The 22,226-nt window shown below is 72.3% G+C and carries 32 protein-coding genes and 1 pseudogene; 18 read left to right on the plus strand and 15 right to left on the minus strand.

Annotation, left to right across the window (positions count from 1 at the left end; genetic code table 11):
- Positions 1 to 159 precede the first annotated feature (159 nt).
- The 5 genes and pseudogenes from ACF062_RS19565 to ACF062_RS19585 all read left to right on the plus strand — a co-directional run.
- Positions 160 to 1,275 carry a GNAT family N-acetyltransferase gene (locus ACF062_RS19565; RefSeq protein WP_392139699.1) on the plus strand — a complete coding sequence of 372 codons (1,116 nt, stop codon included), beginning with the start codon at positions 160 to 162 and terminating at the stop codon, positions 1,273 to 1,275.
- Positions 1,276 to 1,389: 114 nt separating this feature from the next.
- A complete protein-coding gene (locus tag ACF062_RS19570) occupies positions 1,390 to 2,601 on the plus strand; it encodes a DegT/DnrJ/EryC1/StrS family aminotransferase (RefSeq protein WP_392139701.1) in 1,212 nt (403 codons plus the stop codon).
- 46 nt (positions 2,602 to 2,647) lie between these two features.
- Complete coding sequence (locus ACF062_RS19575; RefSeq protein ID WP_392139703.1) at positions 2,648 to 3,046, plus strand: DUF4440 domain-containing protein; 399 nt, start codon at positions 2,648 to 2,650, stop codon at positions 3,044 to 3,046.
- Between the two features lie 71 nt (positions 3,047 to 3,117).
- The gene (locus ACF062_RS19580; protein WP_392139705.1) at positions 3,118 to 3,642 is read left to right on the plus strand and encodes an SRPBCC family protein; all 525 of its coding nucleotides are present in this window, start codon (positions 3,118 to 3,120) and stop codon (positions 3,640 to 3,642) included.
- Between the two features lie 16 nt (positions 3,643 to 3,658).
- A pseudogene (locus tag ACF062_RS19585) lies at positions 3,659 to 3,829 on the plus strand (MFS transporter); the annotation flags it as partial.
- A 105-nt stretch (positions 3,830 to 3,934) separates the two neighbouring features.
- On the opposite strand, the gene ACF062_RS19590 reads toward ACF062_RS19585, so the two are convergent.
- Genes ACF062_RS19590 through ACF062_RS19605 form a run of 4 tightly spaced genes read right to left on the minus strand, consistent with a single transcriptional unit; the run spans position 3,935 to position 6,302 of the window.
- The gene (locus tag ACF062_RS19590) at positions 3,935 to 4,519 is read right to left on the minus strand and encodes an alkaline shock response membrane anchor protein AmaP (protein WP_392139706.1); all 585 of its coding nucleotides are present in this window, start codon (positions 4,517 to 4,519) and stop codon (positions 3,935 to 3,937) included.
- Positions 4,516 to 5,574, minus strand: a complete 1,059-nt coding sequence (locus tag ACF062_RS19595) for a DUF6286 domain-containing protein (RefSeq protein WP_392139708.1) — start codon at positions 5,572 to 5,574, stop codon at positions 4,516 to 4,518. Before ACF062_RS19595 ends, ACF062_RS19590 begins: the two co-directional genes overlap by 4 nt.
- Positions 5,571 to 5,759: a hypothetical protein gene (locus ACF062_RS19600; protein WP_223779368.1), complete on the minus strand. Its 189-nt coding sequence runs from the start codon at positions 5,757 to 5,759 to the stop codon at positions 5,571 to 5,573. Before ACF062_RS19600 ends, ACF062_RS19595 begins: the two co-directional genes overlap by 4 nt.
- Before the next feature lie 3 nt (positions 5,760 to 5,762).
- On the minus strand, positions 5,763 to 6,302 hold the full coding sequence (locus tag ACF062_RS19605) for an Asp23/Gls24 family envelope stress response protein (protein WP_392139710.1): 540 nt from the start codon (positions 6,300 to 6,302) through the stop codon (positions 5,763 to 5,765).
- Positions 6,303 to 6,550: 248 nt separating this feature from the next.
- Here ACF062_RS19605 and ACF062_RS19610 point away from each other — a divergent pair, with 248 nt between their 5' ends.
- From ACF062_RS19610 to ACF062_RS19625, 4 genes are all read left to right on the plus strand, one after another.
- The gene (locus ACF062_RS19610; protein ID WP_392139712.1) at positions 6,551 to 7,141 is read left to right on the plus strand and encodes an RNA polymerase sigma factor; all 591 of its coding nucleotides are present in this window, start codon (positions 6,551 to 6,553) and stop codon (positions 7,139 to 7,141) included.
- Positions 7,132 to 7,827 (plus strand): Asp23/Gls24 family envelope stress response protein, encoded by a 696-nt coding sequence (locus ACF062_RS19615; RefSeq protein ID WP_392139714.1) that lies wholly within the window; start codon positions 7,132 to 7,134, stop codon positions 7,825 to 7,827. Before ACF062_RS19610 ends, ACF062_RS19615 begins: the two co-directional genes overlap by 10 nt.
- Positions 7,824 to 8,180 (plus strand): Asp23/Gls24 family envelope stress response protein, encoded by a 357-nt coding sequence (locus ACF062_RS19620; protein WP_392139715.1) that lies wholly within the window; start codon positions 7,824 to 7,826, stop codon positions 8,178 to 8,180. The genes ACF062_RS19615 and ACF062_RS19620 overlap by 4 nt, the downstream gene beginning before the upstream one ends.
- A gap of 160 nt (positions 8,181 to 8,340) precedes the next feature.
- Entirely contained in the window at positions 8,341 to 8,955 is a 615-nt protein-coding gene (locus ACF062_RS19625) for a hypothetical protein (protein WP_392139717.1), read from the plus strand.
- A gap of 17 nt (positions 8,956 to 8,972) precedes the next feature.
- Here the strand turns inward: ACF062_RS19625 and ACF062_RS19630 are convergent, their stop codons facing one another.
- Positions 8,973 to 9,950 (minus strand): MBL fold metallo-hydrolase, encoded by a 978-nt coding sequence (locus tag ACF062_RS19630; protein ID WP_392139719.1) that lies wholly within the window; start codon positions 9,948 to 9,950, stop codon positions 8,973 to 8,975.
- A gap of 133 nt (positions 9,951 to 10,083) precedes the next feature.
- Between ACF062_RS19630 and ACF062_RS19635 the strand changes: the two genes are divergently transcribed.
- From ACF062_RS19635 to ACF062_RS19655, 5 genes are all read left to right on the plus strand, one after another.
- Entirely contained in the window at positions 10,084 to 10,308 is a 225-nt protein-coding gene (locus tag ACF062_RS19635) for a hypothetical protein (RefSeq protein ID WP_392139721.1), read from the plus strand.
- Positions 10,295 to 11,719: an amidase gene (locus tag ACF062_RS19640; RefSeq protein WP_392139723.1), complete on the plus strand. Its 1,425-nt coding sequence runs from the start codon at positions 10,295 to 10,297 to the stop codon at positions 11,717 to 11,719. Before ACF062_RS19635 ends, ACF062_RS19640 begins: the two co-directional genes overlap by 14 nt.
- Before the next feature lie 9 nt (positions 11,720 to 11,728).
- A complete protein-coding gene (locus ACF062_RS19645) occupies positions 11,729 to 12,295 on the plus strand; it encodes a TetR/AcrR family transcriptional regulator (RefSeq protein ID WP_392139725.1) in 567 nt (188 codons plus the stop codon).
- Positions 12,296 to 12,506: 211 nt separating this feature from the next.
- Positions 12,507 to 12,773, plus strand: coding sequence for a GlsB/YeaQ/YmgE family stress response membrane protein (locus ACF062_RS19650; protein WP_392139727.1), 267 nt, complete (start codon positions 12,507 to 12,509; stop codon positions 12,771 to 12,773).
- A 68-nt stretch (positions 12,774 to 12,841) separates the two neighbouring features.
- A complete protein-coding gene (locus ACF062_RS19655; RefSeq protein ID WP_392139729.1) occupies positions 12,842 to 13,408 on the plus strand; it encodes a type 1 glutamine amidotransferase domain-containing protein in 567 nt (188 codons plus the stop codon).
- Between the two features lie 55 nt (positions 13,409 to 13,463).
- On the opposite strand, the gene ACF062_RS19660 is transcribed toward ACF062_RS19655, so the two are convergent.
- From ACF062_RS19660 to ACF062_RS19675, 4 genes are all read right to left on the minus strand, one after another.
- Positions 13,464 to 14,024, minus strand: coding sequence for a hypothetical protein (locus tag ACF062_RS19660; protein WP_392139731.1), 561 nt, complete (start codon positions 14,022 to 14,024; stop codon positions 13,464 to 13,466).
- Positions 14,025 to 14,155: 131 nt separating this feature from the next.
- Positions 14,156 to 15,160: a YdcF family protein gene (locus tag ACF062_RS19665; RefSeq protein ID WP_392139733.1), complete on the minus strand. Its 1,005-nt coding sequence runs from the start codon at positions 15,158 to 15,160 to the stop codon at positions 14,156 to 14,158.
- A gap of 83 nt (positions 15,161 to 15,243) precedes the next feature.
- Entirely contained in the window at positions 15,244 to 15,876 is a 633-nt protein-coding gene (locus tag ACF062_RS19670; protein ID WP_392139735.1) for a hypothetical protein, read from the minus strand.
- A gap of 161 nt (positions 15,877 to 16,037) precedes the next feature.
- A complete protein-coding gene (locus ACF062_RS19675; RefSeq protein WP_392139737.1) occupies positions 16,038 to 16,604 on the minus strand; it encodes a VanZ family protein in 567 nt (188 codons plus the stop codon).
- A gap of 215 nt (positions 16,605 to 16,819) precedes the next feature.
- Between ACF062_RS19675 and ACF062_RS19680 the strand changes: the two genes are divergently transcribed.
- Positions 16,820 to 17,332 carry a hypothetical protein gene (locus ACF062_RS19680; RefSeq protein WP_392139739.1) on the plus strand — a complete coding sequence of 171 codons (513 nt, stop codon included), beginning with the start codon at positions 16,820 to 16,822 and terminating at the stop codon, positions 17,330 to 17,332.
- 42 nt (positions 17,333 to 17,374) lie between these two features.
- On the opposite strand, the gene ACF062_RS19685 is transcribed toward ACF062_RS19680, so the two are convergent.
- Positions 17,375 to 18,226, minus strand: a complete 852-nt coding sequence (locus ACF062_RS19685; protein ID WP_392139741.1) for a YihY/virulence factor BrkB family protein — start codon at positions 18,224 to 18,226, stop codon at positions 17,375 to 17,377.
- 60 nt (positions 18,227 to 18,286) lie between these two features.
- Complete coding sequence (locus ACF062_RS19690) at positions 18,287 to 18,547, minus strand: hypothetical protein (protein ID WP_230899031.1); 261 nt, start codon at positions 18,545 to 18,547, stop codon at positions 18,287 to 18,289.
- A 116-nt stretch (positions 18,548 to 18,663) separates the two neighbouring features.
- On the opposite strand from ACF062_RS19690, the gene ACF062_RS19695 reads away from it, so the two are divergent.
- Entirely contained in the window at positions 18,664 to 18,834 is a 171-nt protein-coding gene (locus tag ACF062_RS19695) for a hydrophobic protein (protein ID WP_223772719.1), read from the plus strand.
- Positions 18,835 to 18,909: 75 nt separating this feature from the next.
- Here ACF062_RS19695 and ACF062_RS19700 read toward each other — a convergent pair whose 3' ends face one another.
- A complete protein-coding gene (locus tag ACF062_RS19700) occupies positions 18,910 to 19,155 on the minus strand; it encodes a hypothetical protein (protein WP_392139742.1) in 246 nt (81 codons plus the stop codon).
- 145 nt (positions 19,156 to 19,300) lie between these two features.
- The gene (locus ACF062_RS19705; RefSeq protein ID WP_392139743.1) at positions 19,301 to 20,182 is read right to left on the minus strand and encodes an ANTAR domain-containing protein; all 882 of its coding nucleotides are present in this window, start codon (positions 20,180 to 20,182) and stop codon (positions 19,301 to 19,303) included.
- Positions 20,183 to 20,427: 245 nt separating this feature from the next.
- On the opposite strand from ACF062_RS19705, the gene ACF062_RS19710 reads away from it, so the two are divergent.
- On the plus strand, positions 20,428 to 20,607 hold the full coding sequence (locus ACF062_RS19710) for a hypothetical protein (protein WP_223772716.1): 180 nt from the start codon (positions 20,428 to 20,430) through the stop codon (positions 20,605 to 20,607).
- A gap of 52 nt (positions 20,608 to 20,659) precedes the next feature.
- Here the strand turns inward: ACF062_RS19710 and ACF062_RS19715 are convergent, their stop codons facing one another.
- Complete coding sequence (locus ACF062_RS19715) at positions 20,660 to 21,247, minus strand: MarR family winged helix-turn-helix transcriptional regulator (RefSeq protein WP_392139744.1); 588 nt, start codon at positions 21,245 to 21,247, stop codon at positions 20,660 to 20,662.
- Between the two features lie 68 nt (positions 21,248 to 21,315).
- Here ACF062_RS19715 and ACF062_RS19720 point away from each other — a divergent pair, with 68 nt between their 5' ends.
- Positions 21,316 to 22,035 (plus strand): SDR family NAD(P)-dependent oxidoreductase, encoded by a 720-nt coding sequence (locus tag ACF062_RS19720; protein ID WP_392139745.1) that lies wholly within the window; start codon positions 21,316 to 21,318, stop codon positions 22,033 to 22,035.
- A 33-nt stretch (positions 22,036 to 22,068) separates the two neighbouring features.
- Here ACF062_RS19720 and ACF062_RS19725 read toward each other — a convergent pair whose 3' ends face one another.
- Positions 22,069 to 22,200: a hypothetical protein gene (locus tag ACF062_RS19725; protein ID WP_392139746.1), complete on the minus strand. Its 132-nt coding sequence runs from the start codon at positions 22,198 to 22,200 to the stop codon at positions 22,069 to 22,071.
- Between the last annotated feature and the right edge of the window lie 26 nt (positions 22,201 to 22,226).

A 22,226-nucleotide genomic window follows, 5' to 3' on the forward strand; every position in this document is an offset into this window, starting at 1 on the left:
TCCGTCGAGATCCGGAGAAGTGGCAGGACGCCGACAGGGCGTCATGGGGGGAGCGGTCGCCCATGCGATCCAAGAGCGATGATCCGCACGCGGTCCCACCGGCAGCCGTGACGCCCGGCAGGCCTTGTGCGGAGACCGACGAAGGGCGGTCGAGCTGAGGTGGACATCACCATCCACGGACTCGACGGGCTGAGCGGCCCGCTCCGCGCGGCCTGGCACCGGGCGATGGACGAGTCGCCCGAGTACGCCAACCCGTTCCTGGCACCGGAGTTCGCCGAAGGCGTCGGCAGGTTCCGCGCCGGCCCCCGGGTGGCCGTGTTGCGGGAGGGCGGTGAGCCCGTCGGCTTCTTCCCGTACGAGCGGAACTCCTTCGGCGTCGGCCGGGCGATCGGCCTCGGCCTCTCCGACTGCCAGGCGCTCGTACACCGCCCCGGAGTCGTGTGGGACACCGAGGAGCTGCTGAAGGCCTGCCGGCTCTCCGTCTTCGAGTTCGATCACCTCGTCGAGGAGCAGAAGCCGTTCGGCGGGCACGTCACCGGCACGTTCGCCTCGCCGGTGATCGACCTGAGGGCCGGTGAGGGCGACTACGCCCAGTGGCTGCGCGACGTCTACCCGCGGCTGGCCAGGGCGACGCTGAAGAAGGAGCGCCGACTCGTCCGCGACCTCGGCGAGTTGCGGTTCGTCTACGACGAGCGCGACCCGCGCGTACTGCGCACCCTCATGCGCTGGAAGTCCGCCCAGTACCGCAGGACGGGCCGCATGGACCGCTTCGCGAGGCCGTGGATCGTCGGTCTCGTGGACCATCTCTTCGAGCTCCGCGAGGAACACCTCACCGGCGTGCTCTCCGTGATGTACGCCGGCGACCGGCCGGTGGCCGCACACTTCGGGCCGGCCTCGCGCACGGTGTTCGCCGCGTGGTTCACCGCGTACGACCCCGAGTTCCGCTACTACTCGCCCGGGCTGCTGATGCATCTGCGGATGGCGGAGGCGGCGGGGCGGCACGGCGTTCGGATCATGGACCTGGGGCGGGGCGAGAAGGAGTACAAGGACTGGCTCAAGACGCGGGAACTGCGGGTGGGCGAAGGCTTCGCGACGCGCCCCCATCCGGTGGCCGCCGCGCACCGGATGTGGCGCAGGCCGGTGCGCGGCCTGCGGAACACCGTCCTGGCCCATCCCGGACTGCGCGAGCCCGCCGACCGGCTCCTGAAGACGCTCGGCACGCTGCGCACGTCGAGCCGGAAGAAGCCCGCCGACCCGGCACCCCGACCTCGCTGACCGCACCCCGGCCCCGCTGACCCCACTCTCGCCCCGGACGCCCCCTCGACCCGAAGGGGACGCCCCCGATGACCCCACTCGACCCGAAGCGGCGGCGGAAGGGAAAGGGTGCCGATGCCCTACGGATCACGGCTCACCGCGGAGATGACACGACGGCTCGGTCGCGAGTGCCTGTACGTGCCTTCGGCCCGGCTGGCCCTCTATCTGGCGCTGCGCCGCTGGTGCAGGCCGGGCGCACGCGTCCTGATGTCACCGGTCAACGACGACGTGATCCTTTTCGTGGTCCTCGCGGCCGGACTGCGCCCGGTCCAGGCCCCCGTCTCCGTCTGGGACGGCAACATCGACCCGGCCGCGGTCCCGGAGTCGACCTGGCGGAACGTGGACGCCGTACTGACCACCAACCTGTACGGAGTGCCGGACCGCGTCGTCGAACTGCGTCGCCGCTGCGACCAGTTGGGCATACCCCTTTTCGAAGACGCGGCGCACGCGATCGGCACGCGCGTAGCAGGACAGCCGATCGGCACCTTTGGCAAGGCGGCGGCGTTCAGCCTGTCCAAGCACGTGGCGGGCATGGCCGGCGGCTTCCTCGCCGTCGAGGACACCGGCACGCGGCGGGAATTGGAGCGGCTGCGCGACGAACTGCTCGTGCCGGGCCGCCTCCGCGGCGACCTCGCCACCACGCTCCGCCCCCTGGCGCGTTCGGCCGTACGCGGCCTGCGTCTGGTGCGCCCGGTGTGGCGGACGATGCAGCGCCTGGGGCTGCTCGAACGCGACACGTTCCGCATGGAGCTGCACCCGCGGCGGCTCGCGGACTGCGCACGCCGCGCGCCGAGCCTGCCGGCGTACGAGCCATGGGTGCGCGTCGACCTCCACGGCTTCCGTGAGCGCCACGGGGCCCTGGTGCGCGGCCAGTTGAAGCTGCGCATGGACCGGCTCGACGGCGCTCTCGCCCGGCGCTCCGTGGGGGTATCCCTGCTGGCAAGCACCGCCTGGGCGGGCCGGGCGCTGCGCGAGCGCACGGCGGAGGACGGCCCGCTCCCTCTCTTCCGTGTGCCGCTCCTGGTCCAGGACCGCGACGCGCTCCTCGACCGTCTCGTGGACCACGGCATGGTCTGCGGGTACGTCTACGACCCTCCGCTCGACGACTACGCGGGCGCGGAGTTCGTCGAACCGTCCCCCGACCCGTCGGCCGCCCGCTGGTTCGCCTCGCACACCCTCCCGGTCGACCCGCTGCTCGCCCACAAGGTCGTCCGCGCCCTGACGAAGGAACGCGTGAGGCCCGCGAGCCCGGAGGCGCGGCACCTGGCGAAACCCCCGACGCGATAGGGACGTTCCGCGGGCACCCGCCGCACCATGTTGCTAGCGTCACGCCATGTCCAAGATCGAGATAGACGCGCTGACCGCCGAGTTCTTCGGCGCCTTCGACAACCGGGGCGGCAAGACCGCCGACGTGGCCCGGATCCGCCGCCTGCTTATTCCGGGCGGCGTGATCGTCGTGGCCGGTCCCGAACTCAAGGTCTACACCGTGGAGGAGTTCATCGAGCCCCGCGAACGGCTGCTGAACGACGGCCGCCTCGTCGAGTTCTCCGAGTGGGAGACCTCCGAACAGACCTTGATCGCGGGGGATGTCGCGGCGCGGTTCGGCGAGTACCGCAAGGCGGGCGTCTTGGACGGCGAGGCCTTCGAGGGCGCGGGCACCAAGAGCATCCAGTTCGTCCGGGACGCCGGTGGCTGGCGGATCGCGGCGTTCACCTGGTGCGACCAGCCCTGACGCGGGAGGGGCACGCTTCCCCCGCCCCCTTACCGGCGGGTAGGGTCGCCGGCCGAGGAACGGAGTCACCCATGCCCCGCACGTTCACCGTCTCCCGCAGCATCCTGGTCCAGGCGCCGCCCCAGGCGGTGTACGAGGAGATCAGCCGACCCGCGCGGATGGGGAGGTGGAGCCCCGAGAACCTGGGCGCCACCCTCCGCGGCGCGGACCGAGCCGCCCACGTGGGCATGGTCTTCGACGGACACAACAAGCGCGGCGCGGTCCGCTGGACGACGCGCTGCACGGTGACCGCGGCCGAGCCCGGAAACCGCTTCGCCTTCCGTGTACACGCGATCGGAATCAAGCGCCCGCGCCTGCGCGCACCCATCGCCACCTGGGAGTACCGCTTCGAGGAGGCGGGCTCCGGGAACGCGAGCGATGCCACGAGGGTGACCGAGACATGGACGGACGACCGGCGCTCCTGGCCGGACTCCGTGGCCGGCGCGTTCGACCGGATCGCCACCCGTGGGCACACGTTCGCCGACTTCCAGGTCGGGAACATCGACAGGACGCTGCGCAACCTCAAGCGGGACCTGGAGGACCGGCGCGGCACCTGACCCCGCCCCCCGCCCCTTCAACACTTTGATGCGCTCGATCGGCAGCTCGGTCTCGGCGGCCGTCATCGGCGTGGTCCTGGCCCAGCCGACCACCGTCTTCGGCGGCCACGCCCGGCCTTCGGAGAACGGCTTCCGCGTGTCCATGCTGATCGGCTGCGCGGTGGGCCTGGCGGCCGCCGCCGTCGCCTGGGGCTCGGCGGATGCGTGTCGGTCGGCTGCCCGGTGAGGTGCCGGAGGCCAAGGTCTGGCACCGCCGGGCGCCCATCGGCACGCCCCCACTACAGGAAGCGCGTCACCGCAGCCGACGGGCCCTGTGGTGCCGGACCGTCAGGCGTGCGTCGACGGCCACGGCGCGGGGCGCCGCCGCGGCCCTCGCCTCGGTGACGGCCTGCCGCGCGAGATCGCGCAGCACCGCCTCCGGGCGGCCGCCTGCGGCCAGGACCAGCGTGATGCGCGCGCGCAGCCGGCGGGGGCGGCCCAGCAGAACCACGCGCGCATGGACCACGCCGTCGATGGCCTCCGCCCGCTCGGCCATCGCCGCCGCCAGCGCCGGACCGGACAAGGTGACGCCCTGCTGCCCGAGCGGCAGTTCCCGCAGGCGCCCCACGCGGATCTGAGCCCAGCCCCACCACAGGAACAGCAGTACACCGACGGAGAGCGCGGCGATCACCACGGCGGGCCACCAGCCCTGGTCCCGCCACCGGCCGAGGGCCTCCCCGTCGAGCCATGTCCTGCCCCCGGGGAGGCGGGGCAGGCTCGCGGGCAGCCGGTCCCGGACGACGCCGGTCGCGGAGGCCAGCGCGGCGCCCGCGACCAGCAATGCCACCGCTACCCCGGACAAGGCGGCGCGGTTGGTGCCGTTACGGAGCCGGCTCATGGCACGGTGCTCCTCCGCGTCGAAGCGTCGGCCGCGGGCGCCACGTCCGCCTCCGGTGGCGCGGGAGCATGCCAGGCGGGCTCGGCGTGCACCCGGACCCGCAGCCGCGGGGGCCTGGCCAAAGCGCAGGCGGCCAACGCCTCCTCCGCGGTCTCGGCCACCGCACGGCGCGCGGACTCCTGGGGGCCGAATGCAAGCCCGGCCCGCACCCGCGCCCGCGCCCCACGGCGCCCGACACGGACCCGCACCCGGGTGATACCGGGCAGCTCCGCCACGGCATCTCGCAGCAGCACCGCCACGGCACGCCGGTCGAGCACCGCCCGGACCCCGGGAGACGCTCCCGCCATGGGCAGCTCGCGCCGCCGCCCCGGCGTGAGGGCCAGGACCAGCAGCCATACGCCGAGGAGGAACACGGCGGCCGCCAGGGCCACGCCGGGCCATGCGCCGCCGTCCGGGCCGTGGGTGGCCAGCCACTCCATCAGCCGGTCCCGCCACCGGGCGGGAGGCCGCCCGGCCGCGTGGACGGACACCACGTCGTACAGGAACAGACCGCAGACCCCCGCGCAGGCGAACGCCAACACTCCGACGAGGGCCCGACGTTGGGACCATGGCCGCCGCGCCCGGCCCCCGGCCGCAGACTCCCCGGCCCGCTTCGGCGACGCGGCCACCGCCCCGGACGGCCCGTGGGCCCTGCCCGCCGTCCCTTCAGCCTCTCCCTCGCCCCCTACCTCTTCGCGCACGCGCAGTTCGCGGATCCGGACCCGGGCCGAGGGCACGGCGAGACCGGTGAGGCGGGCCGTGCGGTCGGCGACGTGCGATCGTACGCGTTCACCCGCCTCGTCGAGCACGGCGGGGTAGGGCAGCGTCACGGTGACCCCCACCCTGGCCCGGCGGCCACGCACCACGGCCGCCCCCCGGCTCACCTGTACCTCGCCCGGCGCCAACGCCTCCGTGGCGGCCCGTTCCGCGATGCGGCGCACCGCGCGCTCGGCCACGGTCGTCACACCGCGCTCGGCCGGGGGCGTGGTGCGACGCTCCACCGGACGCGTGCTCATCGCCGCTCCCGGTCACGGCCACCGAGGAAGTCCCGTATGTCCGTGCCGTTGTCCACGAGACGCCCCAGGACGAAGCCGACCGCGCCGAGCGCGGCCACCAGAAGGAACGCGCCGAAGCCGCCGAACCACCCGGCGAACCCCAGGGCCATCCCGGCGATCATGCCTGCCAGAGCTGTGCTCGCCACCCGCTACTCCACCCGCGTCTCGCCGGCGGACTCGGCGGTCTCGTCGTCGGGCAGCCGTACGTCGTTGACCGCGACGTTGACCTCGACGACTTCGAGACCGGTGATCCGCTCCACGGCGCCGATGACGTTCTCGCGCACGTCATGGGCGACGTCGGTGATCGGCACGCCGTACTCGACGACGATGTCCAGGTCGATCGCCGTCTGCCGCTCGCCGACCTCGACCTTCACGCCACGCCCGACGTTGGGCCGCCCGCCCGGGACCCGGTCCCGCACCGCGCCGATGGTCCGCGAGAGGCCGCCGCCCATGTCGAAGACGCCGGGGATCTCCCGCGCCGCCATCCCGGCGATCTTCACGACCACGACATCGGCGATGGAGGTCTTTCCCCGGGTCGCGGCCGGTTCGCCCGCACCGGTGCCGCCCGCCACCGTGGTGGTCCCCGCCACCGCGGCGGTGCCCGCGCTCTTCTGGGCCGTCCCGGTGGGACCGCTGTCGGTGCCACCGGACGTCGTGGCCGCGTTCGAATGAATGTCCTGAGTCGCCATACCGGCATCTCCTCGTCGTCGGAGTCCTGTGACCGGCCGTCAGCCGCCTGTCGGTCGGCATGCCGGTCGGCTGAGCCTTCGGTACCCCGGCCGGGTGCCCGGCTCCGTGCTTGTCTGACACGGACGGCGGGAATTCGTTACGCGCCTCGGAAGAACTTCTCCTTCCGGGAGGTAACGTGCCTTCGCCGCGTAACGCGGGCGGCCTTCCGTGTGTCGTACGAGCACGACCTGGACGAGAGGAGCCGCGTGTGCCCGGGGACCGGGGCAGAGCGCCCGAGGACGGAGCGGAGGAGTCCGCGCGGCGCGAGGACGGATTGCTGGCGGTACGGGCCGGGGAAGGTGACGAAGAGGCCTTCGAGGAGTTGGTGCGACGCCACGCGCCCGGCCTGCTGCGGCTGGCGACGCGGCTGCTGGGGAGTCGGACGGAGGCCGAGGACGCCGTGCAGGAGTCGTTCGTGAGCGCGTGGCGCAAGCTGCCGGAGTTCCGGCGGGACGCCCGGTTCAGTACGTGGATACACCGCATCGTCACCAACCGGTGCCTGAACGTGCTGCGCGCCCGCCGTCCCGCCGTGGACCTGGAAGGCGTACCCGAGCCGCAGGCCCCGGAGCACGAGGCGTCGCCCGCCAGGGTGGCCGAGGGGCACGCGGCCGTGGCGGACCTGAGCAGGGCGATGGCGGGGCTGTCACCGGAACAGCGGGTGTGCTGGGTGCTGCGCGAACTCAACGGCCTTTCCTATGAATCCATCGCCGAGTCGGTCGGGATCAGCCCGGAGGCGGTGCGCGGCCGCGTCTTCAGGGCGCGGCGCTATCTCACGGAGGCGATGGCCGCATGGCGGTGAACGAGGGGACCGGGCCGGGCGAGGAGCGCGGGACGGCCACCGGGGAGAATCCGGTGGACGGCTTCGCGGAGCGCGAACCGCTGCCCTGCGGACGGGAGTTGTGGAGCGTCTGGGAGCACTGGGAGAGCGGCGAACCCGATTCCCACGCCGACGCGTGCCCGCACTGCACCGAGGCGCTGGACACCCTGCGCCGCCTGGAGGACGTCGTCTCCGCCGCGCGCGCGTCGGAGACGCGGGAGCGGGAGGAGGCCGACGCCTCCGCGCTCGTCGGCCGCGTCATGGAGGTGGTCCGGCTCGAACTGCGGCCGGGCCGGACGCTGCCGCTCGGCGAGGAGGACGAGGACGCCTGGATCGTGGAGGCGGCCGCCGCCCGAACCGTCCGCGCGGCGGCCGAGACCTTGAACGGGGTGCGGGCGGGCAGTTGCCGCATCGAGGTCCGGCCCGAGGGCGACGTGCCCCCCGCCCCGGCGGGACGCCTACGGCGGGGCCCGGTCAGGATCCGCCTCGAAGTGCAGGTCGCCCTCACATGGAATCTCCAGGAGGTCGCCGAGCGCGTCCGCCGCAGGGTGCTGGAGGCGGCCGACGCCGAGCTGGGCATGCCGGTCGCGACGGTCGACGTGACGATCGGCGACCTCATCGATGATGGGACCGAGCACGATGACGACGTGGAAGGACGGCGACCGTGACGGAGCAACACGCATCCGGTGAGCTGACGGACACCGTCGCGAGGGCGGTCCTCGACACGGCCGGAGTCGCCTTCCTGCGGCCCGGCCTGGCCCAACTCCTGCGTGCTTCGGGCCCCTTGAGCCGCGTACGCGCGGGGAGTCCGGTCGCCGGAAGGTCGTCGCACTCCTCGGGCGTACGCGTGAGACGGCTCGGCGGCACCGGCGGGTGGCACATCGAGGTGCACGTCGTCCTGCACCGGGGCCACCGCGCTGTCGACGTGACCCGGTCGGTGCGCGCCGCGGTCACCGAGGCCCTGCGCGGGGCGGCGGACGCCCCCCTCCGGGTCTCCGTGACCGTGACCGGGTTGGTGTGAGGCCCTGAAGTGGCGTGTTGCCGTTCGGTGACATGGATGACAGAGCTGTGACGTGCGCGAGGGCAACGGCCCGGGGGCGGCGCGGGTCGTATGGGGCGTGGGGTCGAAGGGCGGACGGATCCGCCCGGAGCAGGCCGACCGAACCATGTGGGGGAGAACGATGATGAGGACGAGCGTACGCAAGAACAAGGGTCTGTTCGCCGCGGCAGCCGTGGTGGCCGTGGCGGGTGTCGCCGCAGGGACGGTGCCCGCTTCCGCCGCCGACGGGCCCCGCTTCCTGGAGCCTTCCGAGCTGCCGCCGCACGCGTCGTCGCCCTGGTACGCCGGGCCGGTGACATCGGGGCAGCCCGACCCGCTGCCGATGTGCGTCGGCGAGGGGCTGCCGTCGACCTCCGTGCACCGCACGTACCGCACGGACCTCGACACCGGTGCGCTCCAGGTGACCGTGGTCGAGCGCAGCGAGCAGCGGGCCAAGGACTTCGCGGCCCTGCTGCGCAAGAAGCTGGACGGGTGCGCGAAGACGGTGATGCAGCAGAACCCCGAGATCACCGCGGCGCAGAAGTACTACGGCAAGGTGGATGCCGAGGAGGGAGCACACGTCTACGGCGTCCACACGGTCGCCTCCTGGGGAGCCACCGACATCAACATGTTCTCGGTGGGGCGTGACGGCAACACGGTGACGCTCGTGACGTGGGGACAGATGGGCACCTTCGCGGACGCCCAGGCCGGCGACTTCAAGACCACCACCGCCACGGCCGTCAACAAGCTGTATTGACCCTCGACGAGCCGCACTCACCCGCGGCCTCGGCTCCCGGCCCGCATGCCGGGAGCCGAGGCCGCGCCGTTCCGGTGAGGGGCGGGGGCGGCGGTTTCCAGGCGGTAGCCGCCGCCGTCCCTGACGACGTGGCCCGCCGTCGGTGGCGGGAAGTGGCCGCCGAGCAGCAGCGTTCCGGTGTCGGCGAGGCCCGCGAGGAGCTCCCGGCGGCTGCGGACGGCCTGGTCCGGGTCCGTGTCCACGCAGCTGGTGATGTCCGGGTGGCGCATCTGCACCGGATGGTGCACGCAGTCGCCGGTGACGACGGCGTTCCGATCACCGCCCTCGAGCCGCACGGCGACATGGCCCGGCGTGTGGCCGGAGGTGGACAGCAGCCGGACGCCGTCGGCCACTTCGGTCCCGGGGCCCTTCACGTCGACGAGGTCGAGCAGTCCGGCGTCGCGGACCGGATGGACCGAGTCCCGGAACATCTGCCGGCGCGGCTCCTCCAGGTCCCCGTTCGCCCAGTGATCCCATTCGGCGCGGGACGCCACATAGCGGGCGCGGGGAAAGGTGGGCACCCAACGCCCGTCCTGCCGACGGGTGTTCCAGCCGACGTGGTCGGTGTGCAGGTGGGTGAGGACGACCAGGTCGACACTCTCCGGCGTGAAGCCCGCCGCCGTGAGCCGGTGGAGGTAGTCGGTGTCCAGGTCGTGCCAGGCGGGGTTGGCCCGGGTCTTGCCGTTGCCGATGCCCGTGTCGATCAGTACGCGCAGTCCGTTCGCCTCGACGGCGAACGTGTGACTGGCAAGCCGCAGGACGCCGTCGGCCCCGGCGAAGTGCGGCCGGAGCCACGGGGTGCCGTCCACGACGTCGGGAGTGGCGGTGGGCAGCAGCCAGGGACCCGTCTGCGGGGGGAGCGCCACTTCGTCGATGCGGTGCACGAGCAGATCGCCCACGGCCCAGCTCGGCGCGGGACTGTCGGCGGGCTGCGGGGAGGCGCCGTTCTCGGCCATCTCGGAGGCCCTTTCGGATACGAGGAGAGTTAAAAGCAATCTCTTTGCGTTAGCTGACGGTATGCCGTACGGTCCACTAACGCAAACTTTGAGCTTTTAAGGCTTCTCCACCTCGGAAGGAACGCCGTTGACCATGCCGACGACCCAAGATCTCCTCCCGCACGAGGTGGCCCGCTGGGCACAGCGGGCCGGACTGCCCCTCGAACCAGGACGGCTCGACCTGGTGACGGCCACCGCCAACCACATCCAGGGCGTCATCGCCGTACTGCGTGAACTCGATCCGGGCGAGGCCGCACCCGCTTCGGCGTACCCGGCGCGGCGCGGCGTGGAGGAGGGGCGGGACGATGCGGCCGTATGAGTTGACCCTCGCCGAAGCGGCGAAGGCGATCGCGGCGCGCGAACTGTCGCCCGTGGAGCTGACCGACTCGGTGCTGCGACGCGTCGAGTCCGTGGAAGGGCGTTTGAACGCCTACGTGACGGTCCTCGCCGAGGCCGCGCGCCGGACGGCCGTGCGAGCCGAACGGGACATCGCGGCAGGGCGCCACCTCGGTCCGTTGCACGGCATCCCCATGGGCCTCAAGGACCTCATCGACGTCGCCGGCCTGCCCACCAAGGCCGGCTCCCGCGTCCGGGAGTCGGCCCCCGTGGCCGACCGTGACAGCACGGTCGCGAGCCGGTTGCGCGCCGCCGGAGCGGTCCTGCTCGGCAAGACCCACACCCATGAGTTCGCCTACGGACTCACCACACCCCAAACCCGCAACGCCTGGGCCCACGACCGGGTGGCCGGCGGCTCCAGCGGCGGCTCGGCGGTGGCGGTCGCGGCGGGGCAGGCCACCTTCGCCCTGGGCACGGACACCGGCGGGTCCATCCGGGTCCCCGCGGCGCTCAACGGCGTGGTGGGACTCAAACCCACGTACGGACTCGTCCCCGTCCGCGGCGTCACGCCCCTGTCCCGGTCCCTCGACCACGTGGGGCCGATCACCCGCACCGTCGAGGACGCCAGACTCGTACTCGAAGCGCTCCTCGGCGGCGCGGGCGACACCGCGAGCCCCGCCGGCGGGAGCCTCGCCGGGCTGCGCGTCGGCGTCCCCCGGAACCACTACTTCGACCGGGTGCACCCGGAGGTGGAGGAAGCCGTCCGCGCCGCCGTCGACGCCCTCGGCGCGCTCGGCGCCGAACTCGTCGGCGTCGACATCCCGATGAGCGAGTACCTCCAGGCCACCCAGTGGGGGCTCATGGTCCCCGAGGCCACGGCCTACCACCAACGGACCCTTCGTACGTCCCCCGAGCTGTACTCCGACGACGTCCGCACCCTGCTCGAAGCGGGCGGACTCGTCCCGGCGGGCGACTATCTGCGCGCCCGGCGGTCCCGCACGCTCATGCGCGAGGCCTGGACGCGGCTCTTCGAGACCGTCGACGTCGTCGCCGCGCCGACGGTGCCCGCCACGGCCACCCACCGCGACCAGCGGACCATCCCGTGGCCGGACGGATCCGATGAGAGCGTGTCCGACGCCTACGTACGGCTGTCGGCCCCGGCGAACATCACGGGCCTGCCCGCCCTCACCCTGCCCGTCGGCGCCGACACCGCGGGACTGCCCATCGGCATGCAGCTCATCGGCAGGCCCCGCGCCGAGGCCACGGTGGTGCGGACCGGCCGCGCGTACGAGGCGGCTCACGCGCCGGGGCCGGGAGAGCGGGGGAGGGGACTGCCACCGCACACCACCGCAGCGCACTCGGCGGCGCCGACTGGAGCAATGTCTTTGCGTTAAGGTGAAGGGGTGAGCCCAAGACCAGCCGTCCGCCCTGGAGGACGCAGCGCCCGAGTCCAGCAATCGGTGCACACCGCGGTGCGCGAACTACAGGCCGAGGGCGGCGATCTGACCGTCCCCCGGATCGCCGCACGTGCCGGTGTCACCCCGTCGACGGTCTACCGCCGGTGGGGAGACCTCCAGGAACTCCTCGCGGACGTCGCCGTGGAGCGGCTGCGCCCCGAGACGCCCCCGGGCGACTTCGGGAACCTGCGCGAGGACCTGGAGCGCTGGGCCGCGGACTTCCTGGAGGAGATGTCCTCGCCGCCGGGCCGCTCCTACATCCGCGACGCCCTGGCCGCAGACCCCGACGGAGGAAGCGCCGGCCAGTGCTCCGCCTACGCCGTCGAACAGGTCGAGACGATCCTGCGCCGCGCGGCCGAGCGCGGCGAACACGTCCCCGGCACCGACACGGTGATGGACCACGTCGTGGCGCCGATGATGTACCGCATCCTCTTCCGCCCGGGGCTGCTCGACGCCCAGTACGCCCGCGACCTCGTCGCCACCGTGTTCTACCGCCTGATGCCGCTGCCCTGACCGGCCCTTCCCATCCCGGCGGGCTCCCCTCTTCCCGGAGGACTTCCTGCCCTCCCGTGAGAGTCGTTGGTCCCGCGTGACGCCCGGTCACCAGGGCAACCGTTCCTTACTCCGGTCGCCGGATCCGTCTGGCGGCGCCCCGCCGTGTAGTCATGCTGAAGGCGGGTACCGGAGGGACCGATCGACTCGAAAGTGAACGGAAGGTAGCACCGTGGGCGTCATCGCCTGGATTCTGGTCGGCTTGATCGCGGGGGCGATCGCCAAGGCACTGACCCCGGGGAAGGACCCGGGCGGGCTGATCGTCACGATGCTGCTCGGCATCGTGGGCGGGCTCCTCGGCGGCTGGCTCGGCAAGCTGATCTTCGGGGTGGAGTCGATCAACGGCTTCTTCCACCTGTCGACCTGGATCGCCGCCGTCGTCGGATCGGTGGTCGTCCTGTTCCTGTACCGGATGGTGACCGGCCGCTCCGCCCGCTGAGCCCGGCCGCGCCGCGAGAGCGCGACAGCAGACGAAGAACCCCCCAGGAAAAGGCGAAAGGCAATGTCATGGCTGACAACACCCTGAACGGCCGCCGCGTACTGGCGATCGTGACCAACTACGGAGTCGAACAGGACGAGCTGGTGGTGCCGGTGCGGCACCTGCGGGAGCGAGGGGCGCACGTCGACGTGGCCGCCGTGTCCGGGGACGAGATCCGTACCCTCGTCGGCGACAAGGACCCGGGCAAGACCGTCGACCCGGACCTCACCCTGGCCGACGCGGACGCCTCCTCCTACGACCTGCTCCTTGTACCCGGCGGCACGGTCAACGCCGACACCCTGCGCCTGGAGGAGAGCGCCGTCGCGATGGTCCGCTCCTTCGCGGAGTCCGGCCGCAAGGTGGCGGCGATCTGCCACGGCCCGTGGCTGCTCGTCGAGGCCGGTGTCCTGGACGGCAAGACCCTGACGTCCTACGCCTCGGTCGCCACCGACATCCGCAACGCCAAGGGCACCTGGGTCGACAAGGCCGTCATGCACTGCGGTGCGCAGGGCTGGGACCTCATCACCTCCCGCACCCCGGACGATCTCGACGACTTCCTCCGCGAGATCGGCTCCGTGTTCGAAGCGGCCGCCTGACGGACGCACGCCGAACGGCCGGGAGGTCCGCCCTCCCGGCCGTTCGGCGTGCGCGTCAGTACTGCCGGCGCCGTAGCCGGTACGCGGTGTACCCGCCTGCCGCGAGGACCAGCGCGATACCCGCTCCGATGTAGACGACGTCCGCGCCGTGCGAGCCGCCGCCCCCGGCGCGCACGCCCCGTTCGGGGGTCGTCGCCCCCGCCACGGTGATCGAGTACGTGGAGGTGCCGCCGCCGGGACAGGAGACGCTCACGGTGTGGCTGCCCGCGCGGGCGTCGGCACGGATGGTGCCCGTGCCCGTGTAGACGCCGGCGGAGCCGGTGGACAGCTGGACGTTCTGGGTGAAGGCGTTCGAACGGGCGGTGGCCGAGTCGGCGGTGCAGCCACCGCTGACGGAGACGACCACCGACTGCCCCGGCCGGCCGGGGCTCGGGGTGATCGACAGGGACGGCTCGGTCTGGTCCTCGGTCCGGCCGTCCGTCCGGGGCCCGGTCTGGACCTCGCCCTGGATCGGTGGCTCCACCGGGGGTTCGACGTCGGCCAGTGCCTGCGGCGCCATCAAGGCGAACGCGGCGACGCCGAACGCGGCTGCGGTGACGGTGGGACGGACGCGCATGAGACAGACCTCGATCCTTCGCGCGGCCGGGAGCATGCCGTCCCTGCGGACTCCGCGCGCTGCCCTCATGCAAGGCGCAACCGGCGCCGTCGGCGCGCCGGACACGGCCACGCGGAGTAGCCGCCGACGGGCTAACGCACCGCCCAGACCAGCACCCCGCCGAGGACGAACAGCAGACCGATGCAGATATTGGTCCGGCGGTAGGCCACGAGCACGGCGGCGAACTCGCGGATCGTCGCGTTGGGCCAGAAGTACGAGGCCGTGGGGGCGCCCACCACCTGGGCCCTGACCCCGGCCCGGCGCGCGGTGAGCGCGGCACGGAAGGCGTGGTAGTTGTTCGTGACGACGACGCACCGGTAGTCGGGCTTCGTCTTCTCCATGATGGCCTTGCTGAACCGCAGGTTCTCCTCCGTCGTCGTCGAGCGGTCCTCACGCTCGACCAGCCCGGCGGGAAATCCCCGGTCGGTCAAGTAGTCGGCCATGGCGTGGGATTCCGGCAGATCCTCGTCCGGCCCCTGACCGCCCGAGGTGATGAGCACCGGAGGGTCACCGTGCGCCGAGAGCCGCGCGTGCACCTCCTGCGCCCGCCGGAGCCGGCTGGCCAGCAGCGGCGGCACCGTGGAACCACCGACGAGCCCCGAGCCGAGGACGACCACGAAGTCGGCCCTGCGGCGGACCTGCAACCGGCCGTAGAGGAACGCGTAACAGACGAAGCTCAGGAAGAGGAAGGAGACGTAGCCCGACAGCCCGAGCGCGGCCGCTCCCACCCCGAGCAGCACCGGCGTACGCACGAGGGCGGCAGTGATCACGAGGGCGATGACGCCGAGGATGCTCAGGGCGGCCGCCAGCGAGAGCAGATTGGCCGGGCTCCTGCCCTCCTTGCGCAGCATCCGCAGGCCGTTGACGAAGAGCAGGTACGTGAGCACGAGGATCCCCAGCGCGCCCACCGCGAGCAGCGAGAAGGCGATGACCAGGCCCGACGTCGAACCGGACCTGATCAGCCGGGACATCCAGGCGACCAGCCCGCAGAGCACGGCGAGGCCCAGGATCACCGCGTTGCCGAACCTTCGGCGCTCGCGCAGCATCCGCCAGGAGAAGACGAGGAAGAGCAGGGCCGCCGGGATGTAGACCAACATCCGCACAGCGTATGGGGCGTGAAGTCACGGGCGAAGCGCGCCCCTTGCCATCGGTCCCGGTGGCAAGGGGCGCCGCCGCCGGATCAGTACCGGCTGGAGTGCGCGGACCGCTGCGGCGGAACCCTGAACGGGCGGTACGGCCGCGCATGACCGGCCATGGCATCGACCTTGCGGTCCTGCGGACGCGGGAGGAGCAGCTCGTGGAAGAGCTCGTATCCGGCGAGCATGGCGCGGCGCATGGCCTCGGTGTCCATCTCGCCGGCGGCGGCACGCCGCGCCGCCTCGTGCAGTTCACGGCCGCCCTGCGCGTGCCGCGGGCAGTGCAGGGAGAGGGCATCGGCCTGGCGCTCGCGCGACTCCGCGGGGAAGCCGCGCTCGGCTGCCAGCCGGTTGAGGAGGGCGTTGGCCCGGGCGACCGTCTGCCCCGGGGAGTCGATGAACCGTGCCTGGAGCATTGCCCACTCGGCGCTGTACCGCTCACGGGCAACAGTGCTCAGACCCTTCACCCGCAGCCCGCCGAAGCGCCGCAGCCGTTCGCTGAGCTCTCGCTCGGCTGCCTCTGTGTCCCCACGGTGCCGCGCCACCGCGCGGTCGAACTCGGGACCGAAGCGGCGCCGGAGGTCGTCGGTGGTCGTCTGGTTCAGCGGGCGGGCGAGCAGCAGCGCCGTGACGATCGCCACCGCAGCACCCAGGATGGCCAGCATGCTTGCGGACATGTGCCTGCCTTCCGCAGAGGATCCCTCACGCGAGGCTTTCGCTACAGCGAGTTACCAATTAGGGGGTCACATAAACGCATGGGGTGACATCCGCGGCGGCGATTCACCTTTCCAGGCCTGAGAAGACCACGTCAGGGCCTCGCCGCGCCACGCCTGCTCCGTCAGGCGCCCGCCGTGCCACGCCGGGTGAACCGGTGCCACCAGTGCCGCCGCCGGGGATGCACGGCCCGCCCGAGCCGGCGCCCCAGGACGAGGTAACCGAGCAGCGCGCCCGTCGTGTTGAGGATGACGTCGTCGATGTCGAAGGTCCGGCCGGTCACAAAGGCGCCCTGGGCCAGCTCGACGAGGACCATGGTCACCGCCGTGGCCACCGCCACCCGCACCAGACCGCGCGTCCGGGGCAGCAGCACCGGCAGCAGCAGCCCGAACGGCACGCCCAGGAGGATGTTGCCGCCGATCTGTTTGACCGTGTCACGGAAAGCGGGTTGGCCCAGGTAGTCGCGAATGGAGTCACCCGGCTTGAAGTTGCTGTGCGTCAGCGCCTCGGACGCCGCCGAGGGCTCCAGGGTCAGCCGGGCGAGGACCACGCCGAAGGCCACCATCCCGGCGAAGGCGACCAGCATCGTCGCCGCCCGAGCCAGCGGGGACAGGGTCGTACGGCGGGGGGAGGTGGTGTCGTCGGCGGGGCCCCCCTCACTCGGGTTCGCATAGCGGTCCGTTCGTGCCATCAGTGCCTCCAGGAAGGGTCTCTGGACGGTGCGGGCGACGCGGGCGGTGTGCGGCGCCCGATGCCGACGGGTTCCTCGCACCGCGTGTCCCAAGCGCGGAAGACCCCCGCGGGCGCGGAAGACGCCCCCGCAGGCGCGGGAGACGCCTCATCAGCGAGAAGACGCCTTACCGCCCTCTCGGCGGGGTGCGACAATCTGCTGGCAGGACCACGGCCGTGACCTGGACCGGTGCGGTGGTCCTCTCGCTCGACGAATTGGCTGAGGACGGGCCCGGGACGTTGTCGTGCCCGGAACCCGGTGGTGGGGAGGAACCGACGGTGATGGAGTGGCGGTACATAGCCAAGGGCGCGAGAGCGGTTCCCGAACCCATGGCCACACCCCTCATCTGGACGGCGGCTTCCTGGGGCTCCTTCGTGCTGGTGAGCACGTTCGACCTGCTCGGCGCCCTCGACCGCACCAGCCTCGCCCTGACCGCGCTGTCCCTGCTCGCGGCGGTCCTCGGCATGCTGGGCCGGTTCGTCGCGGCACCGGGGACGGCGCTGCTGTGCTGGGCGCTGCTCAACTTCTTCGCCACCCACCCCACCGGGGAGATCTCCTGGGCGGGTCACCGTGACCCTGGCTGGATGGCCTGCCTGCTGGCGGCGGCTCTCCTCGGCACGGCGACGGCCCGGGTGCTGTACGCGCGCGCCGCGTACCGGCGCGTCACCCCGTACGACGGAGCCGCCTGACACCGGGCCGTCCGGTGGGGGACAGGCGGGTGCGGGCCTCCGTCACTCCGCGGCGGCCCGCACGCGGGCCAGTTCCACGGTGAACTGCGCCCCGGCGAGCAGCGCCAGGTTGGACACCCAGAGCCACACCAGGAAGACGACGACGCCCGCGAGGGAGCCGTAGAGCCTGCCGTAGGAGCCGACACCCGAGGCGTACCACGTGAAAAGACCCGAGGAGAGCAGCCACAGGGGCGCCGCCAGCAGGCCGCCCGGCATGATCTGACGCCAACCGCGGGCCCCCGGCGGCGCGTTGCGGAAGAGCACCAGGACGAGCAGCGCCACCAGGCAGACCAGAGCGGGCCACTTGAGGACGCCCCACGCGGTCTGCCCCGCGTCGCCGAAGCCGAGCCGCCGCCCCAGTCCCTCGGCGAGCGGGCCGCTCAGCACCAGAAGCAACGCGCTGGCGACGAGGATCGCGAGGAGCGTCACCGCGGTCATGAGCACTCGGTGCGCCTTGCGCAGGGCGGGCCGGCAGTCCTCCACCCCGTGCATCGCGTGCAGCGCCCGCCGGAAAACGGCCGCGTAGCTCGACGCCGACCACACCGCGCTGACCGCTCCGCCGATCACCACCATCAAGGCCGCGGAACGGGCCTCTGCCATCTCGCTGAGCGCCTGGTGCAAGGAGTGGCCCGCCTGAGCGGGGGCCCAGTCCGTGACCTCGGCGATGAGCGCCTCGGTCGTACCGGGACTGACCAGGCTGATGAGGCTGACCGTGACGAGGAGGGCGGGGAGCAGGGCCAATATCGCGTAGTACGTCAACGCCGCGGCCCAGTCCGATATGTCGTCGTTCCACATCGATATGGGGGTACGACGCAGGGCGGTCCGTCTCCGCGCGGGCGGCGGTGGACTGTCCATGGGGCTGCTCCTTGTCACACGTACGGCGCGCGGGGCACCGTCTTCCGTTTGAAGCGCCGGTCAGTCCCGCTGCTCGGCCTCGTTGCGGTTCAGCCCGTGCGCCAGTTCCTGAAGTACTTCGTGCTGCGTCTTTCCGGTCATCTCGGCGATCTGGAAGAGCAGTGCGGCACACAACGCGGTCGCACTGTCGGCGACTTGGTCGAGATTTCCGTCGGCGGCGCGTTTCTCCGCGACGTATTCCTCCATTACCTGTTCGCCGGAAATGTATGCCGTCATGGCTTCGATGCCGGCGCGTACGCGGTCGTAATCATTCATCGTCATGTCCGTAGACTTTCATGTCACCTCGCCTGCACGCCAAAGCGGCTTCCGGCCCTGCTCGTGCTGCCGTGCATGAGGGAGCGGCCCGGGGGCACACGGTGCACTGGAGGTTGATAACGATGGTTCCCCTTTTGATTGTTCTTCTGCTGGCCCTGGTTCTCTTCGGTGCCGGATTCGCGCTGAAGGCGCTGTGGTTTGTCGCGGCGGTGGTGCTCGTCCTGTGGCTGCTCGGCTTCGTGATGCGTTCTGCTGGAGCGGGCGGTCGGCGAGGGCGTTGGTACCGCTGGTAGGAACCGGCGGAAAACCGCAGCACCACCGCGGCCGGGGCCCGGACGAATTCCGTCCGGGCCCCGGCCGCGTATCGATCAGGCGGCATCCCTGTCCCGCATCCGCTGCCCGAAACTCTTGGGCGTGGACGCGGATGCCGATGCCATGGCCGGTGAAACGTCACCGCCGCCGGGAATCAGGCGCAGATGACGCCGACGGGGGTGCCTGGCGTGACGGGCGGCAGGAGCCTGTCCTTTGGTGTCGAGCAGCCCGTCCTCCAGACGCACCACCACGAACAGCAGAAGCGCCAGCCCCGGCAGGAGCAGGACGGCGACCGCGATCATGCCGCTCCCCTTTCCGTTGAGGACGCGGTGCGGGTGCCCGTCAGACCGGCGGGCAAGAGCGTTCTGCCGTGAAGATTCCGCAATAAATTCGGCTTCCGCCCGCCGTGGAGCCACGCCCCGCCCCGGTAGGCGAGGGGCGCGTCCGCTACTTCTGGCGCGCGAGGGCCAGTTGGTGCAGGTCTTCCAGCGCGTCGAGGACGACCGTGCGCCGGTGCCAGTCGATCCACGTCCCGATGGCACGGCTGGTGTGGTGCAGGGCCAGGAGCTGGGAGCGCGCGAAACCGTCCAGGGGGTTCGAATGGTGGGAGGAGATGACGCCGCGCACCGTCCTGGTGTCGTCCACGAGAGGAACGCTGTGGACGCCGCGTGCGCCGGCCGAGAGGATCACATGGCGGGAGACGTCGAACCCCGGCGACAAGGCGACCTCTTTCACGGTGACCTGGTTGCCGCCGTCCGCGGCCCGCGAGCAGGCGGTCCTCCCGTCGACGAACGCGAAGTGGTCGGTGAACTGCCGGGGCAGACCGGTGTGTCTCTCCATGCGCAGCGTGCCGTCCTCGACCAGCTGGACGTTGCCCATGTGCGTACTGGTGATCTCCAGGACGCGGCGCAGGGCGGCGCCGAGCACCTCGCCCTGGTTCCTCGCGTCGAGGGTGCCGGCACCGAGAGCGGTCAGGGGCGGGGCCGGAGTCTGTGTCCGTTCGCCGAACCACAGCGAGGCGCCGCGGGCCGGTCCCGGCACACGGGCGACGGCGACCGCCACCTGGTGGAGCTTGATGTTGGCCCGCTGGGAGGCCTGGCGCATCAACGCGAACGCCGCGTCCGCGTCCGGCAGGCCGTACCGCTCGACCAGCACCCCCTCGGCCAGCGCGATCTTGGGGCGAGCGCGTACCTGCACCTCCAGCTCGAACACCTGCTGCCGAAGCTGCTGTGCCTGGGCGGCGAGTCGCTCTGCCTCCTCTCGGGGGGAGGAGGGCTGCTCGCCATGAGGGTGGGGCACGAGTTGGTGGTCACGTCGGTGGTCCGTCATGCTTTCTTTCTTCCGCGGGCGCGCCCCGAACGGGGCTCGCTCCCGAGCACTAAGGGTGACAGTAGCCCGCCGCGCACGGAGTCGTCATGGCACCCCGGAGGTCGGCTGGGAAGTGCCCGCGGATCCCGCGCTCCGCTGGTCGGTCGCGGCGGGCAGGAATGGACGGTACGCCGCTGGGGACCCGGCCGGTGAGCCGCCCCCCGCACCGCCGCGGGCGTCGGGCCGCCCTTCCCGAAGGAGTAACCGTGCTCGCTATCGGCGCAGCCGTCGTGTTCGTCACAGCCTGGATCCTGCACCTCACCGAGACCTCCACCAACATCTTCTTCGGCACCACCAGCCTGATGCTGCTCGGCCTGACGCTGACGGCCGCGCACCTCGCGGGCGTCGGCGCCGGCTGGGCCCCGCAGCGCGGCCGCCGCCGCTGACCCGCGGCGACGTCCGCGGGCAGCGCCACTCGCGGCCTGCGGCCGAGGGGCGTCAGTCGTGCCCCACCTGCGTGAGGCGGTCGTCGCCGAGGCGCCGCTGAACGTCTGCGAGGAGAACGTCGAGCAACTCGGTGAGCTGTGCCTGCTGGTCCGAGGTGAGCCCGTCGACCAGCTCCGCCTCCCTGCCCAGTACCTCGTCCACGGTGGCTTCGACGAGGTCGTGCCCGGCCTGCGTCAGCGTGATCTGGACGGTCCGGGGCCGCCCCTCACCGGGGAGGCGGGTGACCAGCCCCTCGCGCTCCGCACGGGCCACGCGCTGGGAGATGGCGCCCGGCGTGATCATGGAGCGGTGGCCGAGTTCGCGCGTGCTCAGGGTGTACGGGGCGCCGCTGCGGCGCAGCACGCTGAGCAGGTCCAGGGTCGCGGAGTCGACGCCGGCCCGGGCCAGGACCCGGCGGCGGTCGTCACCGAACAGCTTGGCCAGCTGCCAGATCGGCGTGACGATCCCGACCGAGGTGGCGGGGGTGCCGGGGCGCTCGCGAGCCCAGGCGGCCGCGATGTCGCGCGCGGTCCGGTCGGCGCCCCCGGGTGGTGCGGGGCGGCTGTCATGCGACTGCTGAGGGTCGGGCTCACTTGCCATGAGGGGCACTCCCGGTGCTACGTTTAGAGCTAAATTTAGACCTCAATGGGAAAGTCGGGAGCCAGCATATGGCACGCAACGTCCTGATCACCGGCGGCGGCACGGGCATCGGCCGCGCGACGGCCCGGCACTTCGCCGAGCGCGGCGAGACCGTCTTCGTCACGGGCCGCCGCCGCGAACCGCTCGACCGGCTCGCGGCAGAGGCCGGCGTACGGACCCTGGTGTGCGACCACACCGATCCCGCCGCGCTCACGGCGCTGCTGACCGGCCTGCCGGAACGGATCGACGTCCTGGTGAACAACGCCGGCGGCAACACCGACCTGGACGCCGACGGGGATGACGACCTCGCCTCCTACGCGCGGGCGTTCCGCGCCAACCTGGACGCGAACCTCCTGAGCGCCGCGCTGACGACGAAGGCGCTGGACGAGCGGCTCGCGGCCGGCGGCGCCGTCGTGCACATCGGGTCGATCGCCGCCGAGCAGGGAGGCGGATCCTACGGCGCCTCCAAGGCCGGGCTCGCCACCTGGAATCTGGGCCTGGCCGGTGAACTCGGCCCGCGCGACATCACCGCCAATGTCGTCGCGCCGGGCTACATCACCGACACCGAGTTCTTCCGGGACCAGCTCCCGGAAGAACGGCGTGAGCAGCTCGTGGCCGCCACCGCCACGGGCCGCGCCGGTTCGCCCGCGGACATCGCCGGTACGGTCGCCTTCCTCGCGTCGCCCGCGGCACGGCACATCACGGGCCAGGTCCTGCACGTCAACGGAGGGGCGCGCGGAACCCGCTGACACCCCTCGCCGGCGGCCCCGGATCGCTGCCGCTCACCCCGGCCAGAGGGTGAGCAGCGCGACCGCGAGCAGGGCGAGCAGCGCCCAGCCGAGCACCCCGATGCCCCTGCGCCGCGGATCGCGTCCCTGGTGCCCCGCCCCGAGGCCGTGCGCTTCGTCTCTCATGACCGGCCAGCGTACGGCCTGACCTC

Origin of the sequence: Streptomyces sp. NPDC015345 (genome assembly GCF_043078805.1) — a bacterium.
Taxonomy (GTDB): Bacteria; Actinomycetota; Actinomycetes; order Streptomycetales; family Streptomycetaceae; genus Streptomyces.

Coding starts and splice junctions, on each gene's coding strand:
- ACF062_RS19570 (WP_392139701.1), top strand. CDS start 1,390: ATGCCCTACGGATCACGGCTCACCGCGGAGATGACACGACGGCTCGGT.
- ACF062_RS19575 (WP_392139703.1), top strand. CDS start 2,648: ATGTCCAAGATCGAGATAGACGCGCTGACCGCCGAGTTCTTCGGCGCC.
- ACF062_RS19580 (WP_392139705.1), top strand. CDS start 3,118: ATGCCCCGCACGTTCACCGTCTCCCGCAGCATCCTGGTCCAGGCGCCG.
- ACF062_RS19590 (WP_392139706.1), bottom strand. CDS start 4,519: ATGAGCCGGCTCCGTAACGGCACCAACCGCGCCGCCTTGTCCGGGGTA.
- ACF062_RS19595 (WP_392139708.1), bottom strand. CDS start 5,574: ATGAGCACGCGTCCGGTGGAGCGTCGCACCACGCCCCCGGCCGAGCGC.
- ACF062_RS19605 (WP_392139710.1), bottom strand. CDS start 6,302: ATGGCGACTCAGGACATTCATTCGAACGCGGCCACGACGTCCGGTGGC.
- ACF062_RS19615 (WP_392139714.1), top strand. CDS start 7,132: ATGGCGGTGAACGAGGGGACCGGGCCGGGCGAGGAGCGCGGGACGGCC.
- ACF062_RS19625 (WP_392139717.1), top strand. CDS start 8,341: ATGATGAGGACGAGCGTACGCAAGAACAAGGGTCTGTTCGCCGCGGCA.
- ACF062_RS19630 (WP_392139719.1), bottom strand. CDS start 9,950: ATGGCCGAGAACGGCGCCTCCCCGCAGCCCGCCGACAGTCCCGCGCCG.
- ACF062_RS19635 (WP_392139721.1), top strand. CDS start 10,084: ATGCCGACGACCCAAGATCTCCTCCCGCACGAGGTGGCCCGCTGGGCA.
- ACF062_RS19640 (WP_392139723.1), top strand. CDS start 10,295: ATGCGGCCGTATGAGTTGACCCTCGCCGAAGCGGCGAAGGCGATCGCG.
- ACF062_RS19655 (WP_392139729.1), top strand. CDS start 12,842: ATGGCTGACAACACCCTGAACGGCCGCCGCGTACTGGCGATCGTGACC.
- ACF062_RS19660 (WP_392139731.1), bottom strand. CDS start 14,024: ATGCGCGTCCGTCCCACCGTCACCGCAGCCGCGTTCGGCGTCGCCGCG.
- ACF062_RS19665 (WP_392139733.1), bottom strand. CDS start 15,160: ATGTTGGTCTACATCCCGGCGGCCCTGCTCTTCCTCGTCTTCTCCTGG.
- ACF062_RS19670 (WP_392139735.1), bottom strand. CDS start 15,876: ATGTCCGCAAGCATGCTGGCCATCCTGGGTGCTGCGGTGGCGATCGTC.
- ACF062_RS19675 (WP_392139737.1), bottom strand. CDS start 16,604: ATGGCACGAACGGACCGCTATGCGAACCCGAGTGAGGGGGGCCCCGCC.
- ACF062_RS19685 (WP_392139741.1), bottom strand. CDS start 18,226: ATGGACAGTCCACCGCCGCCCGCGCGGAGACGGACCGCCCTGCGTCGT.
- ACF062_RS19690 (WP_230899031.1), bottom strand. CDS start 18,547: ATGACGATGAATGATTACGACCGCGTACGCGCCGGCATCGAAGCCATG.
- ACF062_RS19695 (WP_223772719.1), top strand. CDS start 18,664: ATGGTTCCCCTTTTGATTGTTCTTCTGCTGGCCCTGGTTCTCTTCGGT.
- ACF062_RS19700 (WP_392139742.1), bottom strand. CDS start 19,155: ATGATCGCGGTCGCCGTCCTGCTCCTGCCGGGGCTGGCGCTTCTGCTG.
- ACF062_RS19705 (WP_392139743.1), bottom strand. CDS start 20,182: ATGACGGACCACCGACGTGACCACCAACTCGTGCCCCACCCTCATGGC.
- ACF062_RS19715 (WP_392139744.1), bottom strand. CDS start 21,247: ATGGCAAGTGAGCCCGACCCTCAGCAGTCGCATGACAGCCGCCCCGCA.
- ACF062_RS19720 (WP_392139745.1), top strand. CDS start 21,316: ATGGCACGCAACGTCCTGATCACCGGCGGCGGCACGGGCATCGGCCGC.
- ACF062_RS19725 (WP_392139746.1), bottom strand. CDS start 22,200: ATGAGAGACGAAGCGCACGGCCTCGGGGCGGGGCACCAGGGACGCGAT.